General features: G+C 43.0%; 29 protein-coding genes. 11 read left to right on the top strand and 18 right to left on the bottom strand.

The window, feature by feature from the left end:
- Nucleotides 1-70 precede the first annotated feature (70 nt).
- A complete protein-coding gene (locus tag JOC94_RS06725; RefSeq protein ID WP_077109666.1) occupies nt 71-256 on the top strand; it encodes a 2-hydroxymuconate tautomerase in 186 nt (61 codons plus the stop codon).
- A gap of 88 nt (nt 257-344) precedes the next feature.
- Here the strand turns inward: JOC94_RS06725 and JOC94_RS06720 are convergent, their stop codons facing one another.
- The 3 genes from JOC94_RS06720 to JOC94_RS06710 form a co-directional block, all read right to left on the bottom strand.
- Complete coding sequence (locus JOC94_RS06720; protein ID WP_205178882.1) at nt 345-854, bottom strand: YwgA family protein; 510 nt, start codon at nt 852-854, stop codon at nt 345-347.
- A gap of 60 nt (nt 855-914) precedes the next feature.
- On the bottom strand, nt 915-2,213 hold the full coding sequence (locus tag JOC94_RS06715) for an HD domain-containing protein (protein ID WP_408021905.1): 1,299 nt from the start codon (nt 2,211-2,213) through the stop codon (nt 915-917).
- A 347-nt stretch (nt 2,214-2,560) separates the two neighbouring features.
- On the bottom strand, nt 2,561-2,839 hold the full coding sequence (locus JOC94_RS06710) for a hypothetical protein (protein ID WP_077109669.1): 279 nt from the start codon (nt 2,837-2,839) through the stop codon (nt 2,561-2,563).
- 262 nt (nt 2,840-3,101) lie between these two features.
- Here JOC94_RS06710 and JOC94_RS06705 point away from each other — a divergent pair, with 262 nt between their 5' ends.
- Nucleotides 3,102-3,824: an RsfA family transcriptional regulator gene (locus tag JOC94_RS06705; RefSeq protein ID WP_171973793.1), complete on the top strand. Its 723-nt coding sequence runs from the start codon at nt 3,102-3,104 to the stop codon at nt 3,822-3,824.
- A 589-nt stretch (nt 3,825-4,413) separates the two neighbouring features.
- Here the strand turns inward: JOC94_RS06705 and JOC94_RS06700 are convergent.
- The 3 genes from JOC94_RS06700 to pta all read right to left on the bottom strand — a co-directional run bounded on the left by JOC94_RS06700 (nt 4,414) and on the right by pta (nt 8,641).
- A complete protein-coding gene (locus JOC94_RS06700) occupies nt 4,414-5,574 on the bottom strand; it encodes an IS110 family RNA-guided transposase (RefSeq protein WP_077109671.1) in 1,161 nt (386 codons plus the stop codon).
- A gap of 1,215 nt (nt 5,575-6,789) precedes the next feature.
- Nucleotides 6,790-7,629 (bottom strand): lipoate--protein ligase family protein, encoded by an 840-nt coding sequence (locus tag JOC94_RS06695; protein ID WP_077109672.1) that lies wholly within the window; start codon nt 7,627-7,629, stop codon nt 6,790-6,792.
- 31 nt (nt 7,630-7,660) lie between these two features.
- Nucleotides 7,661-8,641 (bottom strand): phosphate acetyltransferase, encoded by a 981-nt coding sequence (pta, locus tag JOC94_RS06690; protein ID WP_077109673.1) that lies wholly within the window; start codon nt 8,639-8,641, stop codon nt 7,661-7,663.
- Nucleotides 8,642-8,807: 166 nt separating this feature from the next.
- On the opposite strand from pta, the gene hemQ reads away from it, so the two are divergent.
- Together hemQ and gerQ are read left to right on the top strand one after the other, a co-directional pair.
- The gene (gene hemQ, locus JOC94_RS06685; protein ID WP_077109674.1) at nt 8,808-9,560 is read left to right on the top strand and encodes a hydrogen peroxide-dependent heme synthase; all 753 of its coding nucleotides are present in this window, start codon (nt 8,808-8,810) and stop codon (nt 9,558-9,560) included.
- 173 nt (nt 9,561-9,733) lie between these two features.
- Nucleotides 9,734-10,114, top strand: coding sequence for a spore coat protein GerQ (gene gerQ / locus JOC94_RS06680; protein ID WP_083717237.1), 381 nt, complete (start codon nt 9,734-9,736; stop codon nt 10,112-10,114).
- Between the two features lie 57 nt (nt 10,115-10,171).
- On the opposite strand, the gene JOC94_RS06675 is transcribed toward gerQ, so the two are convergent.
- From JOC94_RS06675 to JOC94_RS06665, 3 genes are all read right to left on the bottom strand, one after another.
- Entirely contained in the window at nt 10,172-10,543 is a 372-nt protein-coding gene (locus JOC94_RS06675; RefSeq protein ID WP_077109675.1) for a DUF423 domain-containing protein, read from the bottom strand.
- Between the two features lie 18 nt (nt 10,544-10,561).
- Nucleotides 10,562-10,819: a YwdI family protein gene (locus tag JOC94_RS06670; RefSeq protein WP_077109676.1), complete on the bottom strand. Its 258-nt coding sequence runs from the start codon at nt 10,817-10,819 to the stop codon at nt 10,562-10,564.
- Nucleotides 10,820-10,899: 80 nt separating this feature from the next.
- Nucleotides 10,900-11,580 carry a uracil-DNA glycosylase gene (locus JOC94_RS06665; protein WP_077109677.1) on the bottom strand — a complete coding sequence of 227 codons (681 nt, stop codon included), beginning with the start codon at nt 11,578-11,580 and terminating at the stop codon, nt 10,900-10,902.
- Nucleotides 11,581-11,732: 152 nt separating this feature from the next.
- Here JOC94_RS06665 and JOC94_RS06660 point away from each other — a divergent pair, with 152 nt between their 5' ends.
- Entirely contained in the window at nt 11,733-12,053 is a 321-nt protein-coding gene (locus tag JOC94_RS06660; RefSeq protein WP_077109736.1) for a general stress protein, read from the top strand.
- A gap of 423 nt (nt 12,054-12,476) precedes the next feature.
- Here the strand turns inward: JOC94_RS06660 and JOC94_RS06655 are convergent, their stop codons facing one another.
- Genes JOC94_RS06655 through mobA form a run of 4 tightly spaced genes read right to left on the bottom strand, consistent with a single transcriptional unit; the run spans nt 12,477 to nt 14,784 of the window.
- Nucleotides 12,477-13,505 carry a ThiF family adenylyltransferase gene (locus tag JOC94_RS06655; RefSeq protein WP_077109678.1) on the bottom strand — a complete coding sequence of 343 codons (1,029 nt, stop codon included), beginning with the start codon at nt 13,503-13,505 and terminating at the stop codon, nt 12,477-12,479.
- A gap of 5 nt (nt 13,506-13,510) precedes the next feature.
- Nucleotides 13,511-13,753: a molybdopterin converting factor subunit 1 gene (gene moaD / locus JOC94_RS06650; protein ID WP_408021904.1), complete on the bottom strand. Its 243-nt coding sequence runs from the start codon at nt 13,751-13,753 to the stop codon at nt 13,511-13,513.
- The gene (locus JOC94_RS06645) at nt 13,737-14,201 is read right to left on the bottom strand and encodes a molybdenum cofactor biosynthesis protein MoaE (RefSeq protein ID WP_077109680.1); all 465 of its coding nucleotides are present in this window, start codon (nt 14,199-14,201) and stop codon (nt 13,737-13,739) included. Before JOC94_RS06645 ends, moaD begins: the two co-directional genes overlap by 17 nt.
- A complete protein-coding gene (gene mobA / locus JOC94_RS06640) occupies nt 14,191-14,784 on the bottom strand; it encodes a molybdenum cofactor guanylyltransferase (protein WP_077109681.1) in 594 nt (197 codons plus the stop codon). Before mobA ends, JOC94_RS06645 begins: the two co-directional genes overlap by 11 nt.
- A 457-nt stretch (nt 14,785-15,241) precedes the next feature.
- On the opposite strand from mobA, the gene pdxK reads away from it, so the two are divergent.
- The 3 genes from pdxK to bshB2 all read left to right on the top strand — a co-directional run bounded on the left by pdxK (nt 15,242) and on the right by bshB2 (nt 17,352).
- Nucleotides 15,242-16,042 (top strand): pyridoxine/pyridoxal/pyridoxamine kinase, encoded by an 801-nt coding sequence (pdxK, locus tag JOC94_RS06635; RefSeq protein WP_213088987.1) that lies wholly within the window; start codon nt 15,242-15,244, stop codon nt 16,040-16,042.
- Nucleotides 16,043-16,299: 257 nt separating this feature from the next.
- Nucleotides 16,300-16,647, top strand: coding sequence for a YojF family protein (locus JOC94_RS06630; protein WP_077109683.1), 348 nt, complete (start codon nt 16,300-16,302; stop codon nt 16,645-16,647).
- 21 nt (nt 16,648-16,668) lie between these two features.
- Entirely contained in the window at nt 16,669-17,352 is a 684-nt protein-coding gene (gene bshB2, locus JOC94_RS06625) for a bacillithiol biosynthesis deacetylase BshB2 (RefSeq protein WP_077109684.1), read from the top strand.
- A 96-nt stretch (nt 17,353-17,448) separates the two neighbouring features.
- Here bshB2 and JOC94_RS06620 read toward each other — a convergent pair whose 3' ends face one another.
- A complete protein-coding gene (locus JOC94_RS06620; protein ID WP_077109685.1) occupies nt 17,449-18,321 on the bottom strand; it encodes a Cof-type HAD-IIB family hydrolase in 873 nt (290 codons plus the stop codon).
- 184 nt (nt 18,322-18,505) lie between these two features.
- Between JOC94_RS06620 and JOC94_RS06615 the strand changes: the two genes are divergently transcribed.
- Nucleotides 18,506-19,831, top strand: a complete 1,326-nt coding sequence (locus tag JOC94_RS06615; RefSeq protein ID WP_077109686.1) for a short-chain fatty acid transporter — start codon at nt 18,506-18,508, stop codon at nt 19,829-19,831.
- 47 nt (nt 19,832-19,878) lie between these two features.
- On the opposite strand, the gene recQ is transcribed toward JOC94_RS06615, so the two are convergent.
- From recQ to JOC94_RS06600, 3 genes are all read right to left on the bottom strand, one after another.
- Nucleotides 19,879-21,972 carry a DNA helicase RecQ gene (recQ, locus tag JOC94_RS06610; RefSeq protein WP_077109687.1) on the bottom strand — a complete coding sequence of 698 codons (2,094 nt, stop codon included), beginning with the start codon at nt 21,970-21,972 and terminating at the stop codon, nt 19,879-19,881.
- A 59-nt stretch (nt 21,973-22,031) separates the two neighbouring features.
- Complete coding sequence (locus JOC94_RS06605; protein ID WP_077109688.1) at nt 22,032-22,991, bottom strand: NAD-dependent epimerase/dehydratase family protein; 960 nt, start codon at nt 22,989-22,991, stop codon at nt 22,032-22,034.
- Nucleotides 22,992-23,274: 283 nt separating this feature from the next.
- Nucleotides 23,275-24,462 carry a glycine C-acetyltransferase gene (locus JOC94_RS06600; protein WP_077109689.1) on the bottom strand — a complete coding sequence of 396 codons (1,188 nt, stop codon included), beginning with the start codon at nt 24,460-24,462 and terminating at the stop codon, nt 23,275-23,277.
- Nucleotides 24,463-25,117: 655 nt separating this feature from the next.
- Between JOC94_RS06600 and JOC94_RS06595 the strand changes: the two genes are divergently transcribed.
- Nucleotides 25,118-25,261: a hypothetical protein gene (locus JOC94_RS06595; RefSeq protein ID WP_205178880.1), complete on the top strand. Its 144-nt coding sequence runs from the start codon at nt 25,118-25,120 to the stop codon at nt 25,259-25,261.
- Nucleotides 25,262-25,497: 236 nt separating this feature from the next.
- On the opposite strand, the gene JOC94_RS06590 is transcribed toward JOC94_RS06595, so the two are convergent.
- Nucleotides 25,498-25,782: a DUF3139 domain-containing protein gene (locus tag JOC94_RS06590; RefSeq protein ID WP_077109690.1), complete on the bottom strand. Its 285-nt coding sequence runs from the start codon at nt 25,780-25,782 to the stop codon at nt 25,498-25,500.
- 107 nt (nt 25,783-25,889) lie between these two features.
- On the opposite strand from JOC94_RS06590, the gene JOC94_RS06585 reads away from it, so the two are divergent.
- Nucleotides 25,890-26,570: a YiiX/YebB-like N1pC/P60 family cysteine hydrolase gene (locus tag JOC94_RS06585; RefSeq protein WP_077109691.1), complete on the top strand. Its 681-nt coding sequence runs from the start codon at nt 25,890-25,892 to the stop codon at nt 26,568-26,570.
- The last annotated feature ends 259 nt before the right edge of the window (nt 26,571-26,829 follow it).

The following is a 26,829-nucleotide window of genomic DNA, read 5'->3' as shown; positions in this document are numbered from 1 at the left end:
TTGCTTGAAAGGAGCGAGTGAAAAGCATACACTTTTTCATAAGAATCATATTTTCGGGGAGGAACAAACAATGCCATTGGTAACCATCAAAATGTTTGAAGGACGGACAGAAGAACAGAAAAAAGCATTGGTGGAAAAAGTAACGGAAGCCATTTCGGAAACAACGGGAGCTTCGGCTGATTCCGTAACGATTGTAATAGAAGAAATGACGAAAAACCATTATGCCGTTGGAGGCAAAAGATACAGCGACCTTTAATCGTTTAAATGGAAAGTGTCTGCCCAGATGTACTTGTTATTTGCTGATGTAACCTCCAACGCTAAAAAAAAGACAGTCTTTCCGAATGTTAATTCGGATAAACTGTCTTTTTCAATGATTGTATATAATCATAAGCCTCGTCAATCTCTTCCAAGGAGTAATTTTGTTTTCCTTTTAGCTCGGCAATTTTTTCTGCGACTTTATTTTTAGGAAGATGTTCGAAGTATAATATAGTCGAAACAAGCTCGAGGAATCGGGCGCTTTGTTCGTTCATATCGGTCAAACATTCTTCAAGAAGGGGGATATTGACCGATTCGGATTCCAAAAATTCACGACCCGATGACGTGATCATATAACGATATTGGCTGTATCCTCCCTTATCCTCTTTCTTTTCTTCAATAAAGCCAAAATTGCAAAGTTCTTCAACCCTAAGCGTCAATTCTTCAGAATAAGGCCCGTAAAAATGAAACTCAAACTTTTCTTCAAAGGGAAAATTCATTTTTTTTGCGATAAATATCATTTTTTGCAGTTTTTTTCTGCCGACAATTTCACCGGCCTTAGCAAAAACCGCCATTAATTTTTGATGATCGTGAAGCATAAATATCGTTCAACCCCCGCTACAGTTTTTCCAATACGTTCATTCGTATCTGTCTGCATTCTAAAATCTATGCAGGATAGAAAGAATGCGCTCAGCAATTTTATTTTCCCCAGACATGCGTTGGAGCAAATCTTTGGGATAATACAATTTATGATCGGTCCGCCTTTTTCCCGAAATCGCTTGGACAATCGCCGATTCCCTGGAAAGCTCGGAAAGTTCGCCATTAGGCATCAATAAATGAATCGGCAAGCGCTCTTCTTCCTCTCCCGGACGGTAAAAATCATAAGGCAAATCTGATGATGAATCAATCGCCAAATAATATTCCGGATCAATGCCCGCATCCCGAAATAAATCCTCCAGTTCACGCAGCACCTTATATTGCTGGGCCGGATCAAACTCTACATATTTAAACAAATTTCTGTTCATAAAGCGGTGACATAAATCACATAATATAGGGTCGTCCTCTTCTTCCCACATGTGGAAATAATACAAGATGACCGGTTCATCCAACTTTAAGTAATCGGCGAGTGTCACTTTTTCTTCAAATAAAGATTGAAAGTGTAAGGGCTCTTTCTTAAAGGAATACCCCAATTTGTACAGTGCTTTTACCCTTTGGAGTATTTTTGTCAAAATCACTTCGGCACTTCGGGTCACCGGATGAAAGTAAACTTGCCAGTACATTTGGTACCGGCTCATAATATAATCTTCAACCGCATGCATGCCGCTCCATTTAAACACGACATGATCCTCGCGAGGGCGCATGACACGCATGATTCTCTGCATATCAAAGTGGCCGTAGCTTACGCCGGTAAAATAAGCATCCCTTTGCAAATAATCCATCCGGTCTGCATCGATTTGGCTGGAAATCAAACTGATCACGAGCTTATCATGATACGTTTTTTGAATAACTTCAGCCACTTTTTGCGGGAAGTCGTCACTAATAAATGTAAGTACCTCGTTAACTTCTGTATCTCCGAGGATAATTTGTTTTGTAAAATTCTCATGATCAAGGCGAAACACTTTTTCAAATGAATGAGAAAAAGGTCCATGTCCTAAATCATGCAGCAAGGCGGCACAAAGTGACAGCAAACGTTCATCCGCATTCCATTCCGGCCGTCCTTCAAAAACTTCATCAATAATTTTCCTGACAATTTCATACACCCCAAGCGAATGGCTGAACCGGCTATGCTCAGCCCCGTGAAAGGTGAGATAAGTCGTGCCAAGCTGCTTAATACGGCGCAGCCGCTGAAATTCCCTAGTTCCAATCAGATCCCAGATGAGCTTATCCCTGACATGTATGTATCCGTGAACGGGATCTTTAAACACTTTTTCCTCGCTTAATTTAATGCTGGAATCCACTATCGGCTCTCCTCTTCCTATCTATCATGTTTTCATTATAGCGGTTTTCGACAAGTAAAGAAAGAACACCCGGCTTCCGAAAAATTCACCTTTTTATAAAAGAAAAGCCAAGCGCAAGCTCCTTCAACATTCACCTTTGGACTAAACCACACTTATCAATCCCCGCAACAAGGCAAGTCTAAAACAGGAAAGTGGGTGTGAGATTCGTGCAGTTTGCAGCGGGCTAAAACTATTTCATGATGGGATCAGTTTTGCTCTGGGCATAAAGATAAGTTAGCCATAGGAACCGGGGCTATCATTTCTTCGTCACATCCTCCTCGAATCTTACGTTCATCCTTTGTGCGTAATCATGCTAATTGTCCCGAGCGCCTAGCACTTCCCTGGATAGCAGGCACTAGGCGACGTCCTCGAAGCCTGCGCTGTTCTTCCTGTGATGAGATGCTGACGAATCCTTTCTTGTCGTGTCGGCTTGCCTTGTACTTGGCAGGCTTAAGCGGGGACGTCCTTGTCTTTTCACTTGTACTCGAAACGTCCTTTCCCGCGGCTGACTCAAGCGCGGCTTCCTTGTCGTTTCGCCTACATATGGACGTCTCTTCCCGCAGCAGGATCAAGGTGGCGACTTCCATCTTTTCCTAGACTTCCTTTCCTACGACCAGCTTAAATGGCGATTTTCAAGGCGCTTCCCCTCACCCTTCCAGACGTCCTTTCCTACGGACGCTAAATAAAAAGGCGCTTTTTCCCAGGCAGCGTATTTTTTCTTCTATACAAGAAAGCAAGATTAAATTGGAACGTCTCATCAAAAACTATTATTATTTTGCCATTTTGGTATAAAAACCTTCTTTCTTGTACATGCTTTAACTAACCAAAAAAGTTCAAAGGGAGTTGGTTATAATGAAAACACGTCAAGATGCCTGGACAGAAGAAAATGATTTGCTTTTGGCTGAGACCGTTCTTCGACATGTCCGTGAAGGCAGTACACAATTAAATGCTTTTGAAGAAGTTGGGGACAAATTAAATCGAACATCCGCGGCCTGCGGATTCCGGTGGAATGCTGTTGTCCGCCAACAATATGAAAAAGCACTTGATTTGGCCAAAAAACAACGAAAACAACGACAAAGACTGTTAGGAAAAGAGCAGGGAGGAAAAAAGAAGCTTTTGTATCAGCCGCCGGTACCATCTTTGGAAGATATCCAAGCCCCGGTGACGGATCAAACCGCAGGCACGGAGATGATCGATACACCTGCATCAAGAGCTTCTGAGGACCAAACGATATCAAACAATCAGACAACACAGTTGGGCAATGAATTAAATCTCGGCAACGTGATCGCCTATTTACAGCAACTCCATCATTCGGAATTTCATGTTGAAATTGTAAGAAGTGAGAATGAGAGATTAAAAAGAGAATTGAACGATCTAAAGGCCGAAAATAAAGAGCTGTCACAAAAAGTGGAAGAACTGGAGAACACATCTGTAACGATGCAGGAAGATTATGAGACATTGATGAAAATTTTGAACCGTGCAAGGAAGCTTGTCCTGTTTGACGAGGATGATCGCTCGGCCACTACCTTTAAAATGGACCGAAACGGAAATCTTGAGAAGCTCGCAGAGTAATACTTGCATAAGCAAGCACCTTGCTCCATTTACGTACAAGTTGAACTAAAATGATAAAATACCTTGATTCATCCGAACAAATAAGGCAGCTTTTCGGCTATAGAAAGGGAAGCAGCTAAATCTCTCACACCGTGTGAGACATAACAGAAAGAGGCTCAGACAAATGGGAGACCGGCATGCAAAGGAAAAAACTGATGAGTAGACGCTGGCCGTCTAAGCTTGCGGCTTTCCTTTGAGCATTGATGTGCGGACGAAGCATTGTTGATCCCGGGCTTCGCCATCGCTGGGGCATCCTGGCTGGCGACGGGTTCGAACTAAGAATCCTCGAAGTTCGCGCTTTTTCTTCGTGCGATCATATGCGGGCAAGATGTTACTTGTCCTGTTGCTTCATCCGCGCAAATGGTCGCCTTGGCCGACTGGTCCAGAAAATGCGGGGCCTCATGTTAGACGAATATTCATCAAAATTCTTTTTATCAAGAAGGAGACTAACTATATAAAGTCAATACTGTTATTGATGAATTCCATCAATTTTCTCAGTGAAAATTAGGCATGACAAAAAAGCTTGATGATTTAAAAATTTAAATTTGGATCATCGAGCTTCTTTATAATCCTCATCAGATTTCATTAGATAAAATATGACTCTCATTAACTTCTTTGCTATGTGGCTAAGCACTACGTTATAATGCTTGCCTTCCGAGAGCTTTTTTTCATAATATGCCTTAAATGTCGGAGAGTAAATCGCAACTAACCTTGATGCATGATACATCGCCCACCTAAGGTAAGGGGAACCGCGTTTAACCATTTTTCCGGCTCCCGTGTATTTACCGGACTGATAAATCGAGGGTTCCATTCCTGCAAACGCCAATAATTGACCGGGATTATTGAAGTTGTGAATGTTGCCTATTTCTGCTATGATTACACTGCCGAGTCGATAAGAAATTCCGGGGATGGTTACGATTGGTGAATCGAGTGTATCCATCATTTCCTGAATTCTCTTGTCGACTTCTTTTATTTGCTTCTCATATAGATACATTTGTTCAATCGTCTGGGTTAACTCGAATTCAGTGATCTCAGAGTGGTACCCAATACTTTCTTTCGCTAACTGTTTGATTGTATCCGGCCGAATCTGACTGCTGCTAACTCCCAGGAATCTTGAAAGCGTTTTTTCATATGCCGCCGCAATTCTCTTTGGGCTCGGATACTTTTTAAGCAGTTCCATCATGTACTTGGAGTAGCGAATTTGACCATAAGCAGCCAATTCAGGAAAGCTTTTTTCCAGCATTCTCGTATATTGGGTCTTAAGGAGAGCCAGGTGTTTTCCAAGTCGCTGTCTGTAGCGTGTCAGCTCTTTTAGTTCCGCGGAGGTTCTGTCTGAAAGCTGTTCTCTTTTTTCGAAATCTGACATTAATTTTTTGGCTATTACCATGGCATCAGTCTTGTCCGTTTTCGTCTTTCTCAATGTATGGACTTTGGAGAACTCTTTGATCAGAATCGGATTGTACCGATATACCCGGTAATTCATCTGCTTTAAGAATTGCAGGATGGGGAGATTGTAATGACCTGTATCTTCCATAGCTATTTGGCATTCTTGTTCGGTGTGTGACTCAATGCGGCAGAGTATCTCGTAAAGCTTTTTGAATCCCGACTTATTATTTACTACAACCAAGTTGTCTTCGTGAATTTCGCCTTTGTCATCAATGATAGCTACTTGGTGTTTATGCTTCGCCACATCGACACCCACATAAATCATTAAAATACCTTCCTTCTTTATTATTACGCTGTGTTCTCAAGCCACGCACCCTTTGCCCTGTATCCTTGTGTGAAATCAAACGTCTAGCGTTATCTAACTGATCAACAGATAAACAAAGAGCTGTGGTTAGACTCTCTAAAAACCAGTTACTAAAAAGTACTGTAGTCTGGGTCACTAATCCACAGCGTTGCTTCCAGTATAAATAATTACACTGGGAAAAGCACCAGAGGTAGCGAACCTCTATTAATTAATATACAAGTCTGGGACACAACTAAATCAGCTGATGAAAAAACGAACAATAAAGTGAAACTTCATTTCTTGGTATGCCTTTTCCAAGAAATGTTAGTTGAACCAATCGGGCATTTAGGTGCCGTTTCCTCCCACTTAAACTTTTTGTATCAACTCAGATCTTGAAGTGGGAGTCTTACGGCACCTTACATGCGGGATAAAGTGAAACTTCATTCAGTAAGAGTTTTCTTCCATCTCCTACTGAATGTTAGTTGAACCAATCGGGCATTTAGGTGCCGTTTTCCCCCACTTAGACCTTTTGTATCAACTCAGGTGTCTTGAAGTGGAGTCTTACGGCACCTTACATGCGGGATAAAGTGAAACTTCATTCAGTAGGAGTTTTCTTCCATCTCCTACTGAATGTTAGTTGAACCAATCGGGCATTTAGGTGCCGTTTCCTCCCACTTAGACCTCTTGTATTCACTCAAGATTTGAAGTGGGAGTCTTACGGCACCTTACATGCCGGATAAGTTGTCCTAGTGTATAATACGCAAGCTTTTAGCGTAGTCAAAATAGGTAGACTCCTGCGGGAATAGCTCGTGCTGAAGATCCTGCAGGAAAGCGATCTTTGCTTTCCGAGGAAGCTGAAGAGACCTGCGGAAAGCGAAATATTTTGACGTAGCGATGATAGGGATTTTTTTAACACAAATAAACCGAACAATTTTATATGCATTGTTCGGTTTTTGCTATTTCGTATTTGCTTTTGTCCCAGTCTCTTTAGCTTGTAGGAAAAAGAGAAGCTTTTTATTTTAATGAGCGACATAGAGTTTGAATAAACAGCACATGCTCGTTATTGAAGCGGTAGATGGCCACTATCCCTCTATTCGTACTCTCGATTGCCCCGCCGGATTGGGCATTGTCGTCTCCTTTTAAACTTTACTTACCTTGCCTAAAAGCGGATTTCAGGCAATTGCATGCTCCTTCTCTTTACGCCCCCATAAATTTCTTGTTTCTGTCTTGCATCCGCTCAAAATAATGAGGATACCACTCCAGCTCTTTCCCTTGAAGGCTGCTCATAAAAAGTTGACCGCTCGTTCTCTTTAACGTGGTTAATAACAGTTGCATAGCGTCTGTTACTGTAAGCCTATGATTCAACAACTCGGACAAAGAAGCCATGACACTTGGCTCAACCGCAGGAAACGTATATTTCATTGATTCATTGAATTTTGCATGCGTATAAAACTCCTGTAATAACTGCGCCCGTTTCGAGCCGCTGCCCGAAACACACAAATACACTTGAACAGCGACACCATTTCGGATCCTCCGCTGGGAAATACCAGCAAATTTTTTCCCCCGTATACTTAAATCGTAGCTTCCCGGGCAATAAGAGCCGACGATTTCCCCTGTCTCAATCCGGCATGAATACTCGTTGAACATCATTTTAACAAGTTCCCACATGGCATCATATCCGCGATTAATGTCAATGCCGCGTTCTGTATCCGGAATAATCAGAGATATATTCAGTACCCCCTCATCAAGTAAAACAGCCAAGCCGCCTGAATTACGCACGATCCATTTTATATTTTTTTCTTGCAAATACCGCAGCCCCTCTTCAAGATGTGGAAGCTTCGTATCTTGAATCCCCAATACGACTGTATCATCATGTACCCATGTTCTGACTACTGGCGGAGAATTTCCGCTCCCTACCGACTGGCAAAGGGTATCATCTATCGCAAACGAATCCAATGCGTTAAAATGGGGGGCGAACCCCGATTGATCAATGAAACGCCATTGATCTTGGTATAATAAAGACTTATGTTCTCCCATCAGTTCTCTCCTCTTGTCTCTCTTGATGCCATTACGGTTGCCCTGCTGATTGGGCGGCTGTTATGAGCGCAAGTCTAAATACGTCCTCCTCACTGCATCCTCGGGAAAGGTCGTTCACGGGGGCATTAAGTCCTTGGAGGATTGGACCAACTGCGGCAAAGCCTCCAAGCCGTTCCGCCATTTTGTAGCCAATATTCCCCGCCTCCAGGCTTGGAAAAATAAAAACGTTCGCATCCCCTTGAATAACCGAATCTGGTGCTTTTTTGGCCGCTACAGCCGGTACGAAAGCGGCATCGAATTGAAATTCACCGTCGATGACAAGGTCAGGGTCCATGCTTTTAGCCAGACGAACCGCCTCTGCCGCTTTTTCGGTTTCTTCGGAGTGAGCCGACCCTTTCGTTGAGAAGCTGAGGACGGCGACACGGGGATTTACATCAAACATTTGGGCCGTTTTGGCACTTTCTATTGCTATTTCCGCCAGCTCCCGGCTGGTTGGGTCAATATTGATCGCACAATCGGCAAATATATATTTTTCTTCATCCCTCATCATGAGAAATGCTCCGGAAACCTTGCCAACCCCTTCTCTTGTTTTAATGATTTGAAGTGCGGGCCGAACCGTGTCAGCGGTAGAATGTGTTGCGCCGCTCACTAAGCCATGGGCTTTATTTAGATAAACGAGCATCGTTCCAAAATAGTTCACATTGAGCAAAACATCCGCTGCCTCTGATTCCGTCAATTTTCCTTTTCTACGTTCCACCAGTGCGCCGATCATTTCACCCATGTCGGCATCGTTTTGTGGTTCGTATATTTCCATTCCCCGCAGGGAAACATCTAACTTTTGGGCACACCTTGCAATCTCTTCCCTATCGCCGATTAACACAGGTGTGAGCAGCTTACCCCTTGCCAAACGGCCAGCCGCAGCCAAAATTCGCGGATCCGTTGATTCCGGAAAAACAATTTTTTTATCCCATCCGGGCGCTTTCAATCGTAATTCATTGAATAAAGATTCCATATTTATCCCTCCAAATGAATCATCCGAAGATCACATATTTATTGTACACTCTTTCAACATAGCCATTCCTGTCCAACGTCCCTTTTGATTGAAAGGGATGTACATTCAGGAAATGGATAAACTGTGCTATAGTAATAATGGATTAAAAAGTATAGGAGTGATCAATGTGAGTGAACCGGCACAAACACTGGACGGTTGGTACACACTTCATGATTTTCGGACGATCGATTGGGCGGCTTGGAAATTATTAACAAATAATGAACGGCAAGCCGCCATCCACGAGTTTACATTATTCCTCAACAAACTTGACAATGTACAGGAACGCAAAGAAGGCAGCCATGCCTTGTATACGATTATAGGTCAAAAAGCGGATTTCATGCTAATGATTTTACGTCCGACTATGGAAGAACTGAATAATCTTGAAAACGAATTTAATAAACTGACAATCGCGGAATACACAAGACCGGCCTATTCCTATTTTTCCGTCGTTGAATTAAGTAGCTATCTGGCGGGCGATTCTGATGAAGACCCATACGAAAACCCGTATGTCCGTTCCCGTTTATATCCGATCTTGCCCAAAACGAAATATGTTTCGTTTTATCCGATGGACAAGCGTCGAGAGGGCAATGACAACTGGTACATGCTTTCAATGGAAGAACGGAAAGACCTCATGTACAGCCACGGCATGATCGGTCGCCAATACGCCGGGAAGGTAAAGCAAATTATTACCGGTTCTGTCGGGTTTGACGATTACGAGTGGGGCGTTACCCTCTTTTCCAACGATGTGTTGCAATTTAAAAAGCTTGTATACGAGATGCGCTTCGATGAAGTAAGTGCACGCTATGGCGAATTCGGTTCATTTTTCGTTGGACATTTGCTTGAAGACAGTCAAATAGATCAGTTTTTACATGTAAAATAAACCTATCTACCCCCATTTGCTTGGATGGGGGTTTTTTATTGGCATGCTCCCCCTCCATTTTGCATACATATGAAAGAGCATTTCATTCAGGAATGATTCACTTTTTGGAGGAGGGAGTCCTTTTGGCTAAACCAAACCAACCGCAAGTGGCCGGATATTACCCGCATGGTCAAATGCTGTACCGCCAACAGCCTTATTATGGAATGATGCCGCCTCAAACGCCGCAGCCGCTCCAAGTTCCAACACCTGTAACAGGGACTAAAGGTGGCATCGATGTTCCCGGTATGCTTCCAATAGAACAGTCATACATTGAAAATATACTTCGCATAAACAAAGGGAAACTTGTTGAAGTGCACGCTACATTTGAAAATAATAAGGAATGGAACGCGATGATTTTTCGGGGACTGATTGAGGCGGCCGGCCGTGATCACCTCATCATTAGTGACCCGGAAACAGGAAAAAGATATTTAATCCCGATGGTGTACGTTGATTATGTCACGTTTGATGAACCAATTGAGTACGAATATCCTTTCGGGGCAGGTGCAGCACGTTAAAACAATTGGGTGAAGAGCACAAAAATCTCGGACCTGTACAGATCCGAGATTTTTTTGTCATACATATTTTATTGAAAACACGATGAGCAAAACCCAGGAAACAAGAAATGCGACCCCGCCAAACGGTGTAATCGCCCCAAGCACCTTAATCCCCGAAGTACTGAGGACGTATAGGCTGCCGGAAAACAAAATGATGCCAATCAGCATCAGCCAGCCCGACCATGAAAGCAAAGAGCTTGCCCCAATCTTCCCGGAAATGATACCGATCGCAATGAGACCCATAGCATGGAACATTTGGTATTGAACACCCGTTTTCCATATTTCCAAATATTTGGGTTCAAGCTTATTTTCTAGTCCGTGTGCACCGAAAGCCCCGAGTGCAACAGAAAGAAATGCATTGATTGCTCCTAAAATAATGAATGTCTTCATCCGCCTACGCTCCTATCCTTAAAAATCAAAAATGGATTCTCCATTTGCTTCTTCATCTTCCAAAACTTTGGCACCAAGGTCATTCATTGGTTGCGGCGAAACTTGTTGACATTTCTGCTCTTGGCTTACTTCCTGGCCGCCAGCTTCGAGGACCAATTCAGCAAGAGCCTTGACAGCGGACATGCGGCTGCGGATTTCTTTTGCGCTTTCTGCTTGTTTCGCCTTTGACAACTCTTGTTCCATTTTATCAATAAATGCTTTATATGTAACGTACACGGACACATCCCCTTTACATGCTCACTATTGGTTTTTCTCCCTTACAAGCATAAGGACATTTCGCCAAAAAATCAAAAGCGTTACAAATTGGGAATTTGCCAATCAATCGGTTCTTCGCCCAATTCTTGTAAAAATGCGTTCGCTTTGGAAAAGGGCCGGCTTCCGAAAAACCCGCGGCTTGCTGACAAAGGGCTCGGATGGGGAGACTGAATGATTTTGTGTTTTTTTGTATCAATCAAACGAAGCTTTTCTCGCGCGGGTCTCCCCCAAAGGATAAAAATGACCGGCTTTTGACGTTCATTCACTAACGAAATAACTTTATCCGTAAATATTTCCCAGCCTTTGTCGCGATGAGAATGGGCCTGTCCGGCCCTTACTGTCAAGACCGTATTTAATAACAAGATTCCTTGTTTGGCCCACTTCACCAAATAGCCGTTATTCGGAATATAACAGCCCAGATCATTCTCTAATTCTTTGAAAATATTTTGCAAAGATGGAGGAATGCGGACATCCGGCTTTACGGAAAAACTAAGGCCATGCGCCTGTCCCGGTCCATGGTAAGGGTCCTGACCCAGCAAAACTATTTTCACATCGTTGTAAGCGGTAAAATGCAGAGCATTAAAAATATCATGCATGGATGGATAAATCACTTTTTCTCTATATTCTTCAATCAAAAACGACCGCAAATTCAAATAATAAGGTTTCTGAAACTCTTCTTTTAAAAGCGGCCACCAATCGTTTTTCAAAATTTTTTTTGACACGCTAACTCCTCCTTTATCCCCATTTATTCTTGCATATTTTCAAAGAGAAGGAAATTGAAATGCGTATGATGATGTTTGATGTGAAACGTCCCCGGATATATACATACTGGTGGATCCATTCGTTCCCCAAAAAGACTTCGGAGGTGTCTTTTATGAATACAGTAAAAGTATGTGAAAATGGGTTACAGGCAAAAGGAATCATTAACCAGTTAACAGCCGAAGGCTACGATCGGGAAAATATATATGTATTTGCCCACGGCGAGGAACGGGAAAAGGATTTGGCGGATGCTTTGGAAACGGGAAAAGTCGGAATATCTGAACAAGGCTTAGTAAACACGGTAACAAACGTATTCCGCGAAAGAGGAGATGAGCTTCGTTCCGAATTGGAAGCAGTTGGGCTAACCGAAATAGAAGCCGAGAAATATGAAAAAGTATTGGACGGCGGAGAAATCGTATTGGTAGCAAAAAAATAATAGATCGATTGGCTAAAAGCAGGTGAACCACTTCACCTGCTTTTGCAGTTCTTGAGATGAAAAGGGTGTCTTCTCTCCATAAGAATGATGAAGCCGTCACCTCTTTTAAAGTGCGACTTATTATCAAAAAATGCTTATGCTCCATTCACGCGCTCATATAGAGTGAGACGACTTCGATATAGGAATACCTTTGGCTATCGCTATTTCAATTCACGTACTCATGTAGAGTGCGCGCCGAATACAAGCGCTTTGGCCAAATTTCAATTCACGCACTCAGGTAGAGTGTGACGTACGAGGCCAGACGCTAGACATTGACATTGAAACGATTTCAATCCACGCGCCATGTAGAGTGGCTGAGCGGTTTGACTTAAACCATGGTATTTCAATCCACGCACTCGCAGAGGCGAAAAACCGGCCCTATTACTACCCTACTAAAGAATGGTAAATTTTGCGGGCTGTATCTGGGTTGCTTGTGCCATGAATAAGCGCACGGCCATCGCGAAAAAAGACAGCTCTCGCTCCTCCCTTGCGAACGGAAACAAGAAAAGGGTTGCCGCCTACCTCATATCCCGCTGAACGCCATTGCCTGACCATTTTCTCCAAAGGAAAATCTCTCTGGTCTGCCGGCCTGATTTGCACCGTATCACGGCCACATAAAACAGCCACCTTCATTTCATGGGCCGGGTCCAAAAACGGGTATGCCGGCTCTTCTCCGCATGAACGACAGCCACTTTCTTTTAAAGCATCCGTCTTTAGTGATAAGTAGTTGTTTTCCCACAAATCGAAGGAAACGTACGCCTGATTAACCGCCGCTACATTGCCAGATAAAATTTTTAACGCTTCCGCCCCCTGGTGGGCTGTTACCATTTGAACCGCTGGCGCGATAATGCCAACGGTGTCACATGTCTGTCCCTGTAATGGGATTTTTTTTATCAAGCATTGAAGGCATGGTGTCACATCCGGCATGATGGAAAAGGCCATGCCAAAGCTGCCAAGGCAGGAGCCGAATAAATAAGGAATCCGGTATTTTTGTGCCAAATCATTCATGATAAATCTTGTTTCAAAATTATCCGTTCCATCTATTAATAAATCCGCGCCATCTATCACATTTTCTAACAAAGGAGCATCTGCCTGGGCAACAATCGCGGTTATATCCACTTCTTTATTAATAAGCGCCAACTTCTCTTTTGCCGCCTCCGCTTTTGGCCACTTTTTCCTGGCGTCTTCCTCTGTAAACAAATGCTGGCGCTGCAAATTACTCATTTCTACATAATCCCTGTCAATCAAAATCAGCTTTCCGACTCCGGCCCTTGTCAAAAGTTCGGACGTGTTTGTTCCGAGCGCTCCGACGCCGACAATAATCGCGCTTTTGTTCCGAATTTCTTTTTGCCCGGTGGGTCCAATCGGCTTAAATAACTCCTGACGAGAATAACGGCCTGCTGGGGTGGTCATTATCATCACCCTCCGCTGACAGGAGGAATTAACGCGATTTCGTCATGTTCCCCGATGACCTTTTCATCTTTGGCAAATTCTTCATTGACGGCAATCATAATACCGTCCAAACTACCCAATGACGCTTTTTTTTCAAGGTAAGCACGCAATTCCCCGACTGTTTTGCCGGCCGCATTGATTTCTATGAAACTTTTACCGGCATTTTCCTTAAGTTGGGCAAACAACAGTACTTTATTCAACCAAATCACCTTCCTTCGGTTTCCCTGTCGCATATTCTTTCGTTCCTTGTTGGTTGCCGATCCATTCCTCCCCATCTTCCCAATGCTCTTTTTTCCAAATCGGAACCATTTCCTTTACTCTTTCAATTGCATATCTGTTTGCCTCATATGCTTCCGGGCGATGGGGAGAGGAAACAGCGATGGCAATGGCGATATCGGTTATTTCAAGCCGGCCGATTCGATGGACCATGGCCACCTCGACAACAGGCCATTTTTCCTTCATTTCCTTGACAATTTGTTCCATCTTTTTAAGAGCCATAGACTGATAAGCCTCATATTCCAAATAAAGGGTTTTCCTTCCATGTGTCAGCTCGCGTACAGTACCGATAAACGTTGTCACGGCTCCTGCTTCTCTTCGAACGACTTTTTGAAAAACGTCGTTTATATTGATGGGCTCTCTCGTAATCTCACATGTCATTTTTCTCACTCCCTTTGGCCAATTCGCCAGCTTTTATGTAGTCTTCCATTGTATTCATATTCCAGATATCCAGAGTACCATCATCAACTATCATATATTCGGCATCAATCCGGTCAAGCAATGCTTTTACCGACCGTTTCCCTTCCTCCAATGCCGCTTTTGCCACTTCGGCAATTCGAGCATTATAAGCGCCAAAAAGCGGGTGGATCCGTTCAGAATCTCTTAGTATAACAGCATCCCGATCATTTTTCTTTAAAAGATCAATCAATTGGCACCCCCGTTTTGCAGAAGCAAACGGCATGTCGCAGGCTACAATCAGGCACGGTCCGTTTCCAGCGGTATGCAGCCCTGTATAGATCCCCGCAAGCGGTCCCTGCCCCCTAAATGCAGCTTCATCTTCCAGGACACGCACATTCAGGTTTTTATAAGTTTTCACATTATTGGCGATCACTATGATTTTTTTTGACACAGGCTCGAATTCGGCAATGAGCCGGTCTATCACGCGGCGCCCACCTACTTGCATAAGCGCTTTATTTTGTCCCATTCGACTTGATTTTCCCCCGGCCAAAATAATGGTTTCCATATTATGCCTCCCGAATGTAAGAACTAAGTAGTCCCTCTGGTAAATAATCCTGTCCGAATTGAGAAAAAACAAATAGGGATGAGCATATTGCAGGTTGTCCTCCAAGCGGCAGCGCGGGTTCTCTATATGTCACAATCCTGTGCCATCTGATAATGCGCCAAAAAATCCACTTGCTGTTTTTCAAAAATGCCATGATAGTTCGCACCGGAAACCCGTCATTTCGGCAAGCCCTATTGAACAACAAAAAAATGGTGTTAGAAAAATGAGATTGTCATCATTATAACAGAAATGACGTTCTTCTTGGTTCTTGGGACGCGGAGTGCTTGTTTAAGCGCGCTCAAAATCTATGTCAAGCATACGCTTGATTCACATGGTGTGTGGGAATTTTCTTTTTCCCGCGAGAGGTATATAATAGTGGGACTGGTACAACCTTTAAATTGGAAGGAGCACGATTTACATGAAAAAAGCTTTGACACTCGCTGGGTCCGATTCCAGTGGAGGAGCCGGTATACAAGCGGATTTAAAAACTTTCCAAGAAAATGATGTGTACGGCATGACGGCACTCACTTCCATTGTGGCAATGGATCCCAACAATCACTGGAACCATGAAGTCTTCCCCATTGATGTCCAAATCGTAGAAAAGCAGTTAAACACGATCCTTTCTGTTGGAATCGACGCGATGAAAACGGGCATGCTCGGTTCAGTAGATATTATCGAGCTTGGTGCCAAAAAAATAGATGAACACAAATTGAAAAATGTCGTCATCGATCCCGTTATGGTCTGTAAGGGTGAAGACGAAGTCCTTCAGCCGGAAAATACCGACGCGATGCGCGAATTGCTCGTTCCCCGCGCCACCATCGTCACGCCCAACTTGTTTGAAGCGTGGCAGCTCGCCCAAACTGGGCCGATCAAAACAGTCGATGACATGAAAGAAACGGCCGCTAGAATTCATGAACTCGGTGCTCAACATGTGATCATTAAAGGAGGAACAGGGTTACAGACGGATAAAGCCACAGACCTGTTCTATGATGGCAAAGAATTTATCTTATTGGAAAAAGACAAGCTCGATACAACATACAATCATGGAGCCGGCTGTACATTTGCCGCTGCTATTACAGCAAACTTGGCAAAAGGAACATCTGTTAAGGATGCCGTCCTTGCCGCAAAAGAATTTGTTACGGCCGCCATTAAGCATGGATGGAAATTAAACCAATATGTCGGTCCAGTCATGCACGGCGCGCTTCATAAATATGAATAACCATTCCCGTTCTGAAGGACTGTTTGGTGTCCATTTCATAAATAAATAGGAACATCAAGGAACCCCGGCGGATGCCCTTTCTGCCGGGTGTTTTTTTCTGAGAAAACGCTGAAAATCTTTTTTTAGCGATATTCATTTGATTGTTGAATCATTGAAAAAGAGTTGACACTCTCCCATCGTAAAAATCCTATCTTTCGTAATTCCATTCATTTTTTAGTAAAATGAGCATAGGCTCACGGGTGAAGGAGGTAAACAACTTGGAAGAGATCAATATTCAGCAAGTCCAACATATGATCAATCGCTTTGCTGGAGAAGCGGTGTTCATCCATTTGGAAACAACAAACGGTGCGTACGCTTCCCATAAAGATGCGTCATTTTTCTCATCAGGTGCGTTTATTCGCAATGCTGAAGTATGTTATGAACATGGAAAGATTACAGGCGACGGTCCTTATAGAGTAGGCTTAAAGCTCCCGATTGGATGGATTTATGCGGAGGGCTTGACACATTTTGAAGTGGATGATCTCGGAAGACTTCTTCTTGCCGGCCATGATTATTCCGGAAAATTGGCCGTTGCCTTGCAAATAAGCAAAACACCTTTTAAATAGATTCAAAAGGAGCTGACGCCAATGGAAAAAGAACGGCACGTCCTTGTTGTTTTCCCACATCCCGATGATGAAGCCTTTGGCGTATCGGGAACGATCATCAAACATATCCAAAACGGCACGCCGGTCACTTACGCATGCCTGACACTTGGCGAAATGGCGCGAAACTTGGGAAATCCCCCTTTTGCCACGAGAGAGTCACTGCCTGAAATCAGAAAGGCGGAGCTTATAAAGGCAGCCAATATTATGGGTATTCAAGATCTTAGGCTTATGGGCTACCGGGATAAAACACTCGAATTTGAAAATGAGGAAGAATTGGCCAATATGGTCTTCAAAATGATTGAAGAGTTAAACCCATCCTTGATTATTTCGTTTTACCCGGGTTATTCCGTACATCCGGACCATGAAGCAACCGCCCGGGCTGTCGTCAGAGCCGTCCGCAGGCTGCCGAAGGACAAGCGGCCAAAACTGCACTGTGTCGCCTTTTCCAACAATCACGAAGAGGAACTCGGAAAAGCCGACATCATCCACGACGTCAGCGATGTTTGGGATCAGAAAGCCGATGTCCTGAAGGCGCACATCTCACAAACTGCGTGGATGATGGATGAAATGCTCGAACAAGTTGCCGCAAAAAATCCAGCCTGGGTAGAGAGAATGCTAAACGAACGTTTTTGGACGTACAACTGGGAAAAAGATCAAGTATTGTAAACAGCATGCGAAAAGACAAATAAAATGTACCCCATAGGCAGCTTTTAAGTGCTACACTATCGGGTACTTTTGCTACATTTTCCTACAGGCTTATCCTTATGAAATCGGCATTTCCTCAAGTATCTTATAAATGGCTTCCGCCACCCCGTCTTCCGTATTTAACCCTGTCACGTAGTGACAGGCGTCTTTTACTTCCTGTTCAGCATTCCCCATTGCCACCGAGTGTCCCACCATCCTGAGCATGGATAAATCGTTGTAGTTATCTCCCAGAGCCATCGTTTCTTCCATGGAAATCCCCCGTTTTTCCACATATCTTTTCAGAGCGGACCCTTTTTGGGCATCCCGGTGCGTAATTTCGATATTGTGGCGCCCTGACGCGGTAACCGTTATTCCCTTAATGACTTCAAGCCGTTTGCTTAAATCGGCAAGCAGTCCCATATCTTTTGAAAAGCCGAAAAACTTATAGGTGACGCAATCTTCCGCGGCAAAAATTCCGTTATAGTTATCCACGATCTGAATAGCTCTTTTTTTGAAACGCTTTTCTACTCTATTTCTTAAACTGGAGACTTCAAGGGACGGATTTGCCGTCCGGTAAATATCCATTACTGCCTGAATCCCTTTTTCAAAACTCGTCGTATACGTTCCCTGGCTCGTATACAGTTCAAAATACACACCGGCCCTGTTGAGCACGGAAGCAACGGTATTTGCTGTTTGTTCATCGAGTCCGACCCCGTATTCAACCTCCCCATTTTCATCACGAATTTCTGCTCCGTTCAGTAAAATCGCCGGGCAGACAATATTTGTATGGTCCAGCACGTAACGCATGTCATGATAAGATCTTCCAGTGGCCACAAGAAAGTCTATTCCTCTCGCCCGCGCCTCCTGAATCGCTTCCTGATTGGCTTCACTCACTTCCTGATTGGCGTTGAGCAACGTTCCGTCCATATCGGTGGCAATACATTTAATCAATGACAAGTCTCCTTCTGTTAAGGGCTGTCATGCCCCCTTGATATCGGCTTGTATTCTATCGAAAATAAACTGAAAATGCAACGAAAACTCACAAAGGCTGGCAAGCATAAAGGATTTTTACAAAACAATGTAGAATATACTTTATCATGAAGTAAGACCAATCCATATATGGAGGTTGATAATCTTGAAGAGGTTGATCGGCTTTTCAACCGGGTTAATGCAAAGGTATTTGCCTGACCCCTTCCTCTTTGTTATTCTATTATCGTTTATCGTCTTTATTCTTGGCCTTATTTTTACGAACAGCACACCGTATCAAATGATCCAGTTTTGGGGTGAAGGCTTTTGGGGGCTGCTCGAATTTTCCATGCAAATGGTGCTTGTTCTAGTAACAGGACACGTGCTGGCAAGCAGCGGTGTTTTTAAAAGAATTCTTGGAAACCTTGCCGCGCTTGCAAAATCTCCAGGTTCTGCCATCATCCTGGTAACCGTCATTTCCACACTGGCAAGCTGGATTAATTGGGGATTTGGGCTTGTGATCGGCGCTCTTTTTGCCAAAGAGCTGGCGAAAAAAGTGCAAAATGTGGATTATCGCCTGTTAATTGCGAGCGCTTACACCGGTTTCATCGTTTGGCACGGCGGTTTTTCAGGCTCTATTCCCTTATCCATCGCCACACCCGGTCATCCGTTTGAGGATAAAATTGGGGTTATTTCAACAGGTGAAACGATTTTTGCTTCATTTAATATGATCATCCTGCTTGCACTGTTTATTGTTCTTCCTTTATTAAACCGCATGATGATGCCCGATAAAAACCAGACGGTAACGATCGATCCGAAGTTGTTGGAAGGAGCGGATCACCTACAGGCAGCGACACTTGAAAAAGAGCAACTAACCCCTGCAGTCAGACTGGAAAATAGCCGAATGGTATCCATATTGACAGGTATTTTTGGCATCATCTTTTTAGTCTATTATTTTTCACAAAACGGATTTCAATTGAATTTGAATATCGTCAACTTTACATTTTTAATATTTGGGATTCTTTTCCACGGAACTCCGGGAGCGTTTTTGAGAGCGGTTTCCGACGCTGTAAAAGGAGCTGGCGGAATCATTATCCAATTTCCTTTTTATGCCGGCATTATGGGAATGATGACCGTTTCAGGACTGGCAACCGTAATGTCTGAAGCATTTGTTGCCATTTCCAATGAGTTTACATTTTACTGCTTTGCTTTTTGGAGTGCGGGACTCGTCAACTTTTTTGTGCCTTCCGGAGGGGGCCAGTGGGCGGTTCAAGCTCCTGTCATGCTGGAAGCCGCAAAAACAATGGGGGCATCCGTTCCGAAAACCGCGATGGCGGTTTCATGGGGAGACGCGTGGACCAATATGATTCAGCCTTTTTGGGCACTTCCCGCCCTTGCGATTGCCGGTTTAAAAGCACGAGATATCATGGGTTTTTGTATCATTACCCTATTTGTAAGCGGCATCATCATCAGCCTGGGGATGTTGTTCCTGTAATCCAATCAAACGTTTGATTGGATTACAGCTTCCATTCAAACGTTTGATTAAACTGTTTTTTGTTTTTCCAAATAGGCCCTTATCATGAAATAACTAACTTCCTCCGGGAGAAGCTCCTTAATCGGGGTCAGTCTTTCCATTCCCGCTTCCCGCACAGCTTCTTCGATGATTTCCTCATAATGTTCCGGAATGAACGCCGACCAATTAATCGGCAGGTTGTCCCCCGGGCATTTTAATAAGTGGGTTTCAATTGTCCGCTCAGACAACTGCCGGACTTGAGCAATTTCTGCTATCTCCATGCCTTGATTCCACATCTCATATGTAATATGGTGACTAGGCGTGTCCCCGCGCTTAGCTGCCCGAATGCCGTGCTCTTGGCCGTACCGGACAATTTCCGCCAGAAAAGCGGCGCCGTATGCTTCCAGCTTCTTCCTTCCTACTCCTTTGATTTGGCGCATTTCTTCTTCCGTCATGGGAAGATGCGCGCTCATTTCTTTTAGAGTCGTATCTGAAAAAATGATATATGGAGGCACCCGTTCGGAAGCGGCAATATCCCTGCGGAGCTTTCTCAACGCATCAAACAACAGATTATCTTCCACAACTCGTGAAATACTCATTTTTTCTTTCCGTTTGACTTGCTGATTCCCCCGCAATACATCGGCCGCTTTTTCAGTAAGCATCAAAACGGGGTATGTTCCATCCGTAGGCCGCAAATACCCTTCTGCTGTTAAAAAGTCGATCAATTCAGCTGTTTCCTTTTGCGTTTTTTCACTCATGATTCCGTACGTTGACAGCTTGTCAAAACCAAAACTCCTAATCTTTTGATCAGAAGAGCCAGTCAACACTTTTGCGATCATTGTTTTTCCAAATTTTTCATTCATGCGCCAAATGCATGAAAGTACTTTTTGTGCTTCAACGGTGACATCAATTTGTTCCCTGTCATCCGTACAATTTCCGCATCGTTCGCACTCTACTGACGACTCTTCACCAAAGTAATGGAGTATATATTGCTGTAAACAAGATTCCGTATGGCCATAAGCCATCATCTTTCTCAGCTTGCCATATTCATTTTCTTTTCGGAGTTCGTCCATCTCCGATTGCTCAATTAGAAACGATTGAATGTGACTATCCTGCGGGGAAAAAAGTAAAATGCAGTCACTATCAACACCATCGCGGCCCGCCCGTCCGGCTTCTTGGTAATATGCTTCAAGATTGCCCGGAAGGTTATAGTGGATAACAAAACGGACATTTGATTTATTAATTCCCATACCGAATGCGTTTGTGGCGACCATCACCTGAATATCATCGTATAAAAACTGTTCTTGATATTGGCTACGCGCTGTTTCCGACATGCCCGCGTGATATTTTCCCGCCTTTATTCCCTTTCCCGCCAATTGGCGTTGTAACCGCTCCACTTCTTTTCTCGTCGCGGCATAGATAATACCGGCTTGGCCGCTGTTCTTCTTTAGGTAATCCATTAAGAACAGATCACGATCTTGGCCCTTAACAACATGGAAATGCAAATTTTCCCGTGCAAAACCAGTCACAACGACATGTTTTTCTCTTATATGGAGCAGTTGGCGAATGTCCTCCCTCACCTGCAAAGTGGCAGTGGCCGTCAAGGCGAGTACGACAGGTTTCGGACGGATACCGGCAATCAGCTTTTGGATTTTTAAATAGCTTGGCCGAAAATCATGGCCCCATTGAGAAATACAGTGGGCTTCATCAACGGCAATAAGAGAGATATGGACCTGGCGTAAAAGCCGCAAAAAACTTGGGGATTCCAAACGTTCCGGCGCAATGTAAATCAACTTGAACTTTCCATGATAAACACCTGAAAGCCGCTCTCTCATTTCTTCATCAGAAATACTGCTGTTAATATAGGTTGAGGGAATGCCCAACTTTTCCAGCGCGTCCACCTGGTCTTTCATTAACGAAATAAGCGGGGATATGACCAGAGTAATCCCGCGCAACATAAGGGACGGGATTTGGTAGCAAACGGATTTCCCGCCTCCTGTCGGCATGATACCGAGCGTATCATGTCCTCCCAATACATGTTGAATAATGACATCTTGACCTTGGCGAAATTGTTCATATCCAAAATATGACCGCAACAGGTCTTTTGCTTTTTTCAGCAACATTACAAACCTCCAATTGCCAATATGTCCATTATACAAAAAAAGAAGCCCCCCAGCCATGGTCAGGAAGGACTTCTTTCCAGTTTTGCTTCAATTTTATCAAGCATATCCGCAGTCATTTTCGACAAATCATATTCCGCATTATACCCCCATTCAGTACGGGCGCACGTATCATCAAGAGAATTCGGCCAACTATCGGCAATTATTTGCTTGATCGGCTCCACTTTATACTGGATGGAAAAATGCGGGATATGTTTTTGGATTTCCTTTGCGATGGCCTCGGGATCGAGGCTCATGGAAGTAATATTATAGGCATTGCGATGTTTGAGCCGGTTAGGGTCCGCCTCCATCAGATTGATGATGGCTTCAAGTGCATCAGGCATATACATCATATCCAAGTATGTGCCTTTTTGAATACACGCTGTATAAGAGCCTTTTTGCACCGCGTCGTAATATATTTCAACGGCATAGTCCGTCGTTCCGCCGCCTGGAGGAGCCAGATGGGAGATAAGCCCAGGGAAACGAACGCCACGTGTATCCACCTTGTATTTTTTAAAATAATAATCACATAAAAGTTCACCCGACACCTTATTAATGCCGTACATCGTTTCCGGCCGCTGAATCGTTGTTTGTGGGGTCTTCGTTTTTGGTGTCGACGGGCCGAAAGCGGCAATTGAACTGGGAACAAAAATTTTCACATTCAATTGCCGGGCAGTTTCAAGTGCATTCATCAAGCCATTCATATTCAAATTCCAAGCGAATAACGGCTTCGTTTCGGCGACAGCGGATAACAGGGCCGCCAAATGAATGATCGTATCTGCTTTAAAACTACTTGCGACTTCCAGCAATTTTTCCCCGTTCGTCACATCCACTAATTCAAACGGCCCCGAATCTACGACCTCCCCCAGGGATGTCCGGATGTCCGTCGCAAGAACATGTTCTTTGCCATATTCTTGCCGCAGCCTTAAAACAAGTTCTGAACCAACTTGGCCAAGCGCGCCAGTCACCAAGATTCTTTTCATTGAAAAATTCCCCCTTGGTTCACGAATAAGGCGAAACTTCAATCAGTGGGATCCGCTGATCAAAAGTAGAACAAAGGCTAGATCGTCAAGTCCGTTGGCAAGCTCGGAAAGCGTCGTCCTCGAAAAAGCCTTGCGATGACGATACCGAGGCTTTCCTTTTCCTGTCACTTTGCTTGTCGCCGCAGCGCCTTTTAGCAATTGAGCGCTTGTTGGAGATGACCTCCTTCCCAGATTGGATAGAAGAAGGAAAGTCTTACTGTCCGTTCATATGGGTAAGTCCACGCTAAATAACACCGAGTTCCTTGCCGACTTTTTCATATACCGCAATGGCACGGTCCAGCATGGCTTTCGTGTGTACTGCTGTTGGCATATTGCGTACGCGACCGGTTCCTTTTGGTACAGTAGGAAAAACAATGGACTTGGCATATATGCCTTCTTCAAATAAGCGTCGACTAAATTGTTGAGTTGTTTTTTCCTCTCCAATGATACATGGCGTAATCGGTGTTTCACTTTTTCCAACATCAAACCCCAGTGATCGCAATCCATCTTGTAAGTAGCGGGCATTCTCCCAAAGACGTTCGCATAATTCTGTACTTTCCATCAAAACCTCAATCGCTTGTGTCGCCGCCGCAGCATCCGCGGGCGTAACAGCAGTTGAAAACAAAAAAGGCCTGGAACTGACTTTCAACCAATCAACTACTAATTTTTTTCCCGCAACATACCCGCCAACCACACCGATCGCTTTCGATAATGTGCCAATTTGAAAGTCAATTTCTTTTTCCAAGCCGAAGTGCTTCACTGTTCCGGCTCCTTTTCCAAGAACACCGGAGCCATGCGCATCATCCACATACGTAATCAAGTCAAACTCTTTGGCGATCTCCATGATGTCAGATAGCTTGGCAATGTCGCCATCCATGGAAAAAACGCCATCTGTTATGATCATGATTTTGCTATAGTTGCCCGACTCCTTCGCTTCCTTTGCCTTCTTGCGCAAATCGTCCATATCCGAATGATTGTATCGGATAATGGTTGCACGTGAAAGCCTGCACCCGTCAATAATGGAAGCATGATTTAATTCATCCGACAAGATTGCGTCATGCTTATTCATGACGGCTGATATCGCAGCCATATTGCAATTAAAACCGGACTGAAACGAAATGGCCGCTTCTGTTCCTTTAAAGTGGGCAAGTGTTTCTTCCAGCTTATCGTGGAGTGTGAGCGTTCCGTTAATCGTCCTGACAGCCCCCGCTCCAACCCCCCATTCTTTGACAGCGGTAATAGCCGCTTCTTTCAAGCGCTCATCCGTTGCCAAGCCAAGATAATTATTGGAGGATAAATTGATTTGCTCTTTTCCATTCATTTTGATAACCGGTCCATTAGGCGTTTCCACCGTATCAATTTCGTTATAGAGGCCATGCTCACGTAAAGCGGTTACATTCTTTTTCAAAAACTGCTGTAATGCTTCCGACATCTTCATCCCTCCTGATTATAATGGAACACACAATTGTTCACCCCAGAAAAACAAAATGAATGTGGTGTTTCAATATTATAATATTTACCTAGTAAAAATATAATACATTGTTTTTCTTGTAAAGACAAACAATTGAAAGTGTTATTAAAAATAAAAATGAGCAGCACAACCCAAAGCCTCGGTTTGTACTGCTAACGTATAAAGGAGATGATAAAGTTCATTCATTGTAGTGGGTACCAAGATACAAGAGCCTGCTAACGAAATGTTTGTTTTTGTAAAAACTTTATGAATCATCTAGTAGCCTATGACAGTATCAGGGAAGAGAAAATGATACGTGATCCCTCTCCCTCTAGGCATATACATTATGAACATTGCAAGAAATTCCACAAACAAAGCTATCCCTTTATAAAGTATTATCCATTTTACCTTTCGGTTAGGGATCGTTTATTCATATCATTATCGAAAAACATAAACCTCTAAAATGAATCCGCTCATTCATTGAATTTCCTCATATCCTATTAAGCTCAATTCTTCAAAAAATGTCACTGCTTGAGATTTTCCAAAAAACAGATTATGGAGGGTTATTTTTTGACTATTTCGTTTTCAATTTAAGCTTGTCAACATTCTGCCTGTCGGTTGGCAAGGAGAAGGTTGTATGTTGCAAGAAAAGAACCTTTTACGCTTCTGTGGAAAAGTAAGAGATAGCTCTCTGCAAAACAAGCCTGTGATCGTCGCAGGAGATACAGAACGCAGAAGTGGAATCGTCTTGGTTGCATGTTCCATTAGCAAAGAAGTTTAGTATTACTACTGCTGAGGCATTAGGTTCTGCAATATTAAAATACCCACATGTTTCTGTGGTGACGCCTCATATGCAGTTATATATAGATATTCCCATCCAAATAAGCAAGATCGATTTATTGGTTGAATCATGTAAAACGAACGAGAACATTGACTCCAAATTCAAATATGACAAACCTTATTAATTCTTTCATTTTTTAATTTTCTTCATGTTTACCAGGGGTTAAGTCATCTATCTTACGACTGTTTGATAACAATAATCGGAGGCTTTTGTTTTTTTCTATAAATATAAATATAAGAGATATCCGGTTCATCCTTATATACAATTTCCACATAATATTCTCCTACTTTTGAATCGTATAAGGTTTCCATAGATATGAAATCATCCTCATCCAACCCCTTACTTTTAACGTGTTCCAAGACTTTATTAGTAGTTATCGCTTTTTGAATGGGGTATTTATAAATAATAAAACCAGCAACGATTATAATGATAGACCCAAAAATAATAAGAACTAATCTCATAATAATATCATCCCTTTTTAAATTTCCTAAAATAAGAAATTTTATATTTTTCTGTTTATATTATACTATATTAAATAAAAAAGGGAGGTTTTATTGAGGTTTTATTTATGAAAAAAATAGGTATTTTATTTGGAGCAGTACTCTTTTCGGTTTTCTTATCTTCAATTGTTCAAGTGAATGCAGCAGAAAATGAGCCGCACGAAGGTCTCGTAGAAAACATCACTGAAGAAGAATTTAAAACTCTCCAAGAAGAAGGTGTTTTGGATAATACTTTCACCTACGATGAGTATAAAGATTTGTTATCTGAGCCAATGCTAGAAGATGAACTGATTTTACCAGCAGCAACATATAAAATGACCAAAGGTGATATTTTTATTACTTCTAGCACATCCTTTAAAGGACTTACTGGTCACGCCGGAATTGCTATTAATCAGCATCAAATTCTGCATTTTCCAGGGCCATCTGTTTCAGGGCCGAAATTAATCTCACGTTCAGATTGGCATAAAAGATATCCAAAGACTAATGTATATCGTGTGAAAAATTCTACTATAAGAACAAAAGCAGCAGACTGGGCGTATAATAATTACTACAATAAAAAAATCACATATAGTGTTACGAGCCACTACCAATATAAAAACCCGTCTTATTGTTCTAAAATAGTTTGGCAAGCTTATTATTATGGAACTGGCATTACTAAAGTTGTAAATATACCACCTGGAGGAATAGCTGCACCATATCAGTTACCCAACTACTTTGTACCGGCTTTTAAACCAGTGAGAGTTTTATAACTTTATTATCGATGTACTTTGATTTGCAAAACCACTCCAATTACTGCAAGCGTTTAGGAAAAAATTGTCTAAAACCAGTATAAAAGCTTAATTGAACGGTAAAATGAAAAGTTTAATAAAGGGTTTAAAAGAAAGTTTGTTGAGAGTATAAAATATTTTGCGAAGCGAGGTGCGGTCTTGCCTTTCCTTCTTTTTTTGGTGTAAATATAAAAATGTGCCGTGGACTTTTTGTATGCTTTTTTGGAGAAAAAAGGTGTAG

The organism is Siminovitchia thermophila (genome assembly GCF_016909185.1).
Classification (GTDB): domain Bacteria; phylum Bacillota; class Bacilli; order Bacillales; family Bacillaceae_C; genus Siminovitchia; species Siminovitchia thermophila.
Note: the sequence above shows the minus strand (reverse complement) of the source record. Positions and strands in the feature narration are given on the sequence as shown.

Excerpts from the sequence above, each read along its gene's own strand:
- JOC94_RS06725 (WP_077109666.1), top strand. The coding sequence starts at position 71 with ATGCCATTGGTAACCATCAAAATGTTTGAAGGACGGACAGAAGAACAG.
- JOC94_RS06720 (WP_205178882.1), bottom strand. The coding sequence starts at position 854 with ATGCTTCACGATCATCAAAAATTAATGGCGGTTTTTGCTAAGGCCGGT.
- JOC94_RS06710 (WP_077109669.1), bottom strand. The coding sequence starts at position 2,839 with ATGGAAGTCGCCACCTTGATCCTGCTGCGGGAAGAGACGTCCATATGT.
- JOC94_RS06700 (WP_077109671.1), bottom strand. The coding sequence starts at position 5,574 with ATGATTTATGTGGGTGTCGATGTGGCGAAGCATAAACACCAAGTAGCT.
- JOC94_RS06695 (WP_077109672.1), bottom strand. The coding sequence starts at position 7,629 with ATGGGAGAACATAAGTCTTTATTATACCAAGATCAATGGCGTTTCATT.
- pta (WP_077109673.1), bottom strand. The coding sequence starts at position 8,641 with ATGGAATCTTTATTCAATGAATTACGATTGAAAGCGCCCGGATGGGAT.
- gerQ (WP_083717237.1), top strand. The coding sequence starts at position 9,734 with ATGCTGTACCGCCAACAGCCTTATTATGGAATGATGCCGCCTCAAACG.
- JOC94_RS06675 (WP_077109675.1), bottom strand. The coding sequence starts at position 10,543 with ATGAAGACATTCATTATTTTAGGAGCAATCAATGCATTTCTTTCTGTT.
- JOC94_RS06660 (WP_077109736.1), top strand. The coding sequence starts at position 11,733 with ATGAATACAGTAAAAGTATGTGAAAATGGGTTACAGGCAAAAGGAATC.
- JOC94_RS06655 (WP_077109678.1), bottom strand. The coding sequence starts at position 13,505 with ATGACCACCCCAGCAGGCCGTTATTCTCGTCAGGAGTTATTTAAGCCG.
- JOC94_RS06645 (WP_077109680.1), bottom strand. The coding sequence starts at position 14,201 with ATGACATGTGAGATTACGAGAGAGCCCATCAATATAAACGACGTTTTT.
- mobA (WP_077109681.1), bottom strand. The coding sequence starts at position 14,784 with ATGGAAACCATTATTTTGGCCGGGGGAAAATCAAGTCGAATGGGACAA.
- pdxK (WP_213088987.1), top strand. The coding sequence starts at position 15,242 with ATGAAAAAAGCTTTGACACTCGCTGGGTCCGATTCCAGTGGAGGAGCC.
- bshB2 (WP_077109684.1), top strand. The coding sequence starts at position 16,669 with ATGGAAAAAGAACGGCACGTCCTTGTTGTTTTCCCACATCCCGATGAT.
- recQ (WP_077109687.1), bottom strand. The coding sequence starts at position 21,972 with ATGTTGCTGAAAAAAGCAAAAGACCTGTTGCGGTCATATTTTGGATAT.
- JOC94_RS06605 (WP_077109688.1), bottom strand. The coding sequence starts at position 22,991 with ATGAAAAGAATCTTGGTGACTGGCGCGCTTGGCCAAGTTGGTTCAGAA.
- JOC94_RS06600 (WP_077109689.1), bottom strand. The coding sequence starts at position 24,462 with ATGTCGGAAGCATTACAGCAGTTTTTGAAAAAGAATGTAACCGCTTTA.
- JOC94_RS06595 (WP_205178880.1), top strand. The coding sequence starts at position 25,118 with ATGTTGCAAGAAAAGAACCTTTTACGCTTCTGTGGAAAAGTAAGAGAT.
- JOC94_RS06590 (WP_077109690.1), bottom strand. The coding sequence starts at position 25,782 with ATGAGATTAGTTCTTATTATTTTTGGGTCTATCATTATAATCGTTGCT.
- JOC94_RS06585 (WP_077109691.1), top strand. The coding sequence starts at position 25,890 with ATGAAAAAAATAGGTATTTTATTTGGAGCAGTACTCTTTTCGGTTTTC.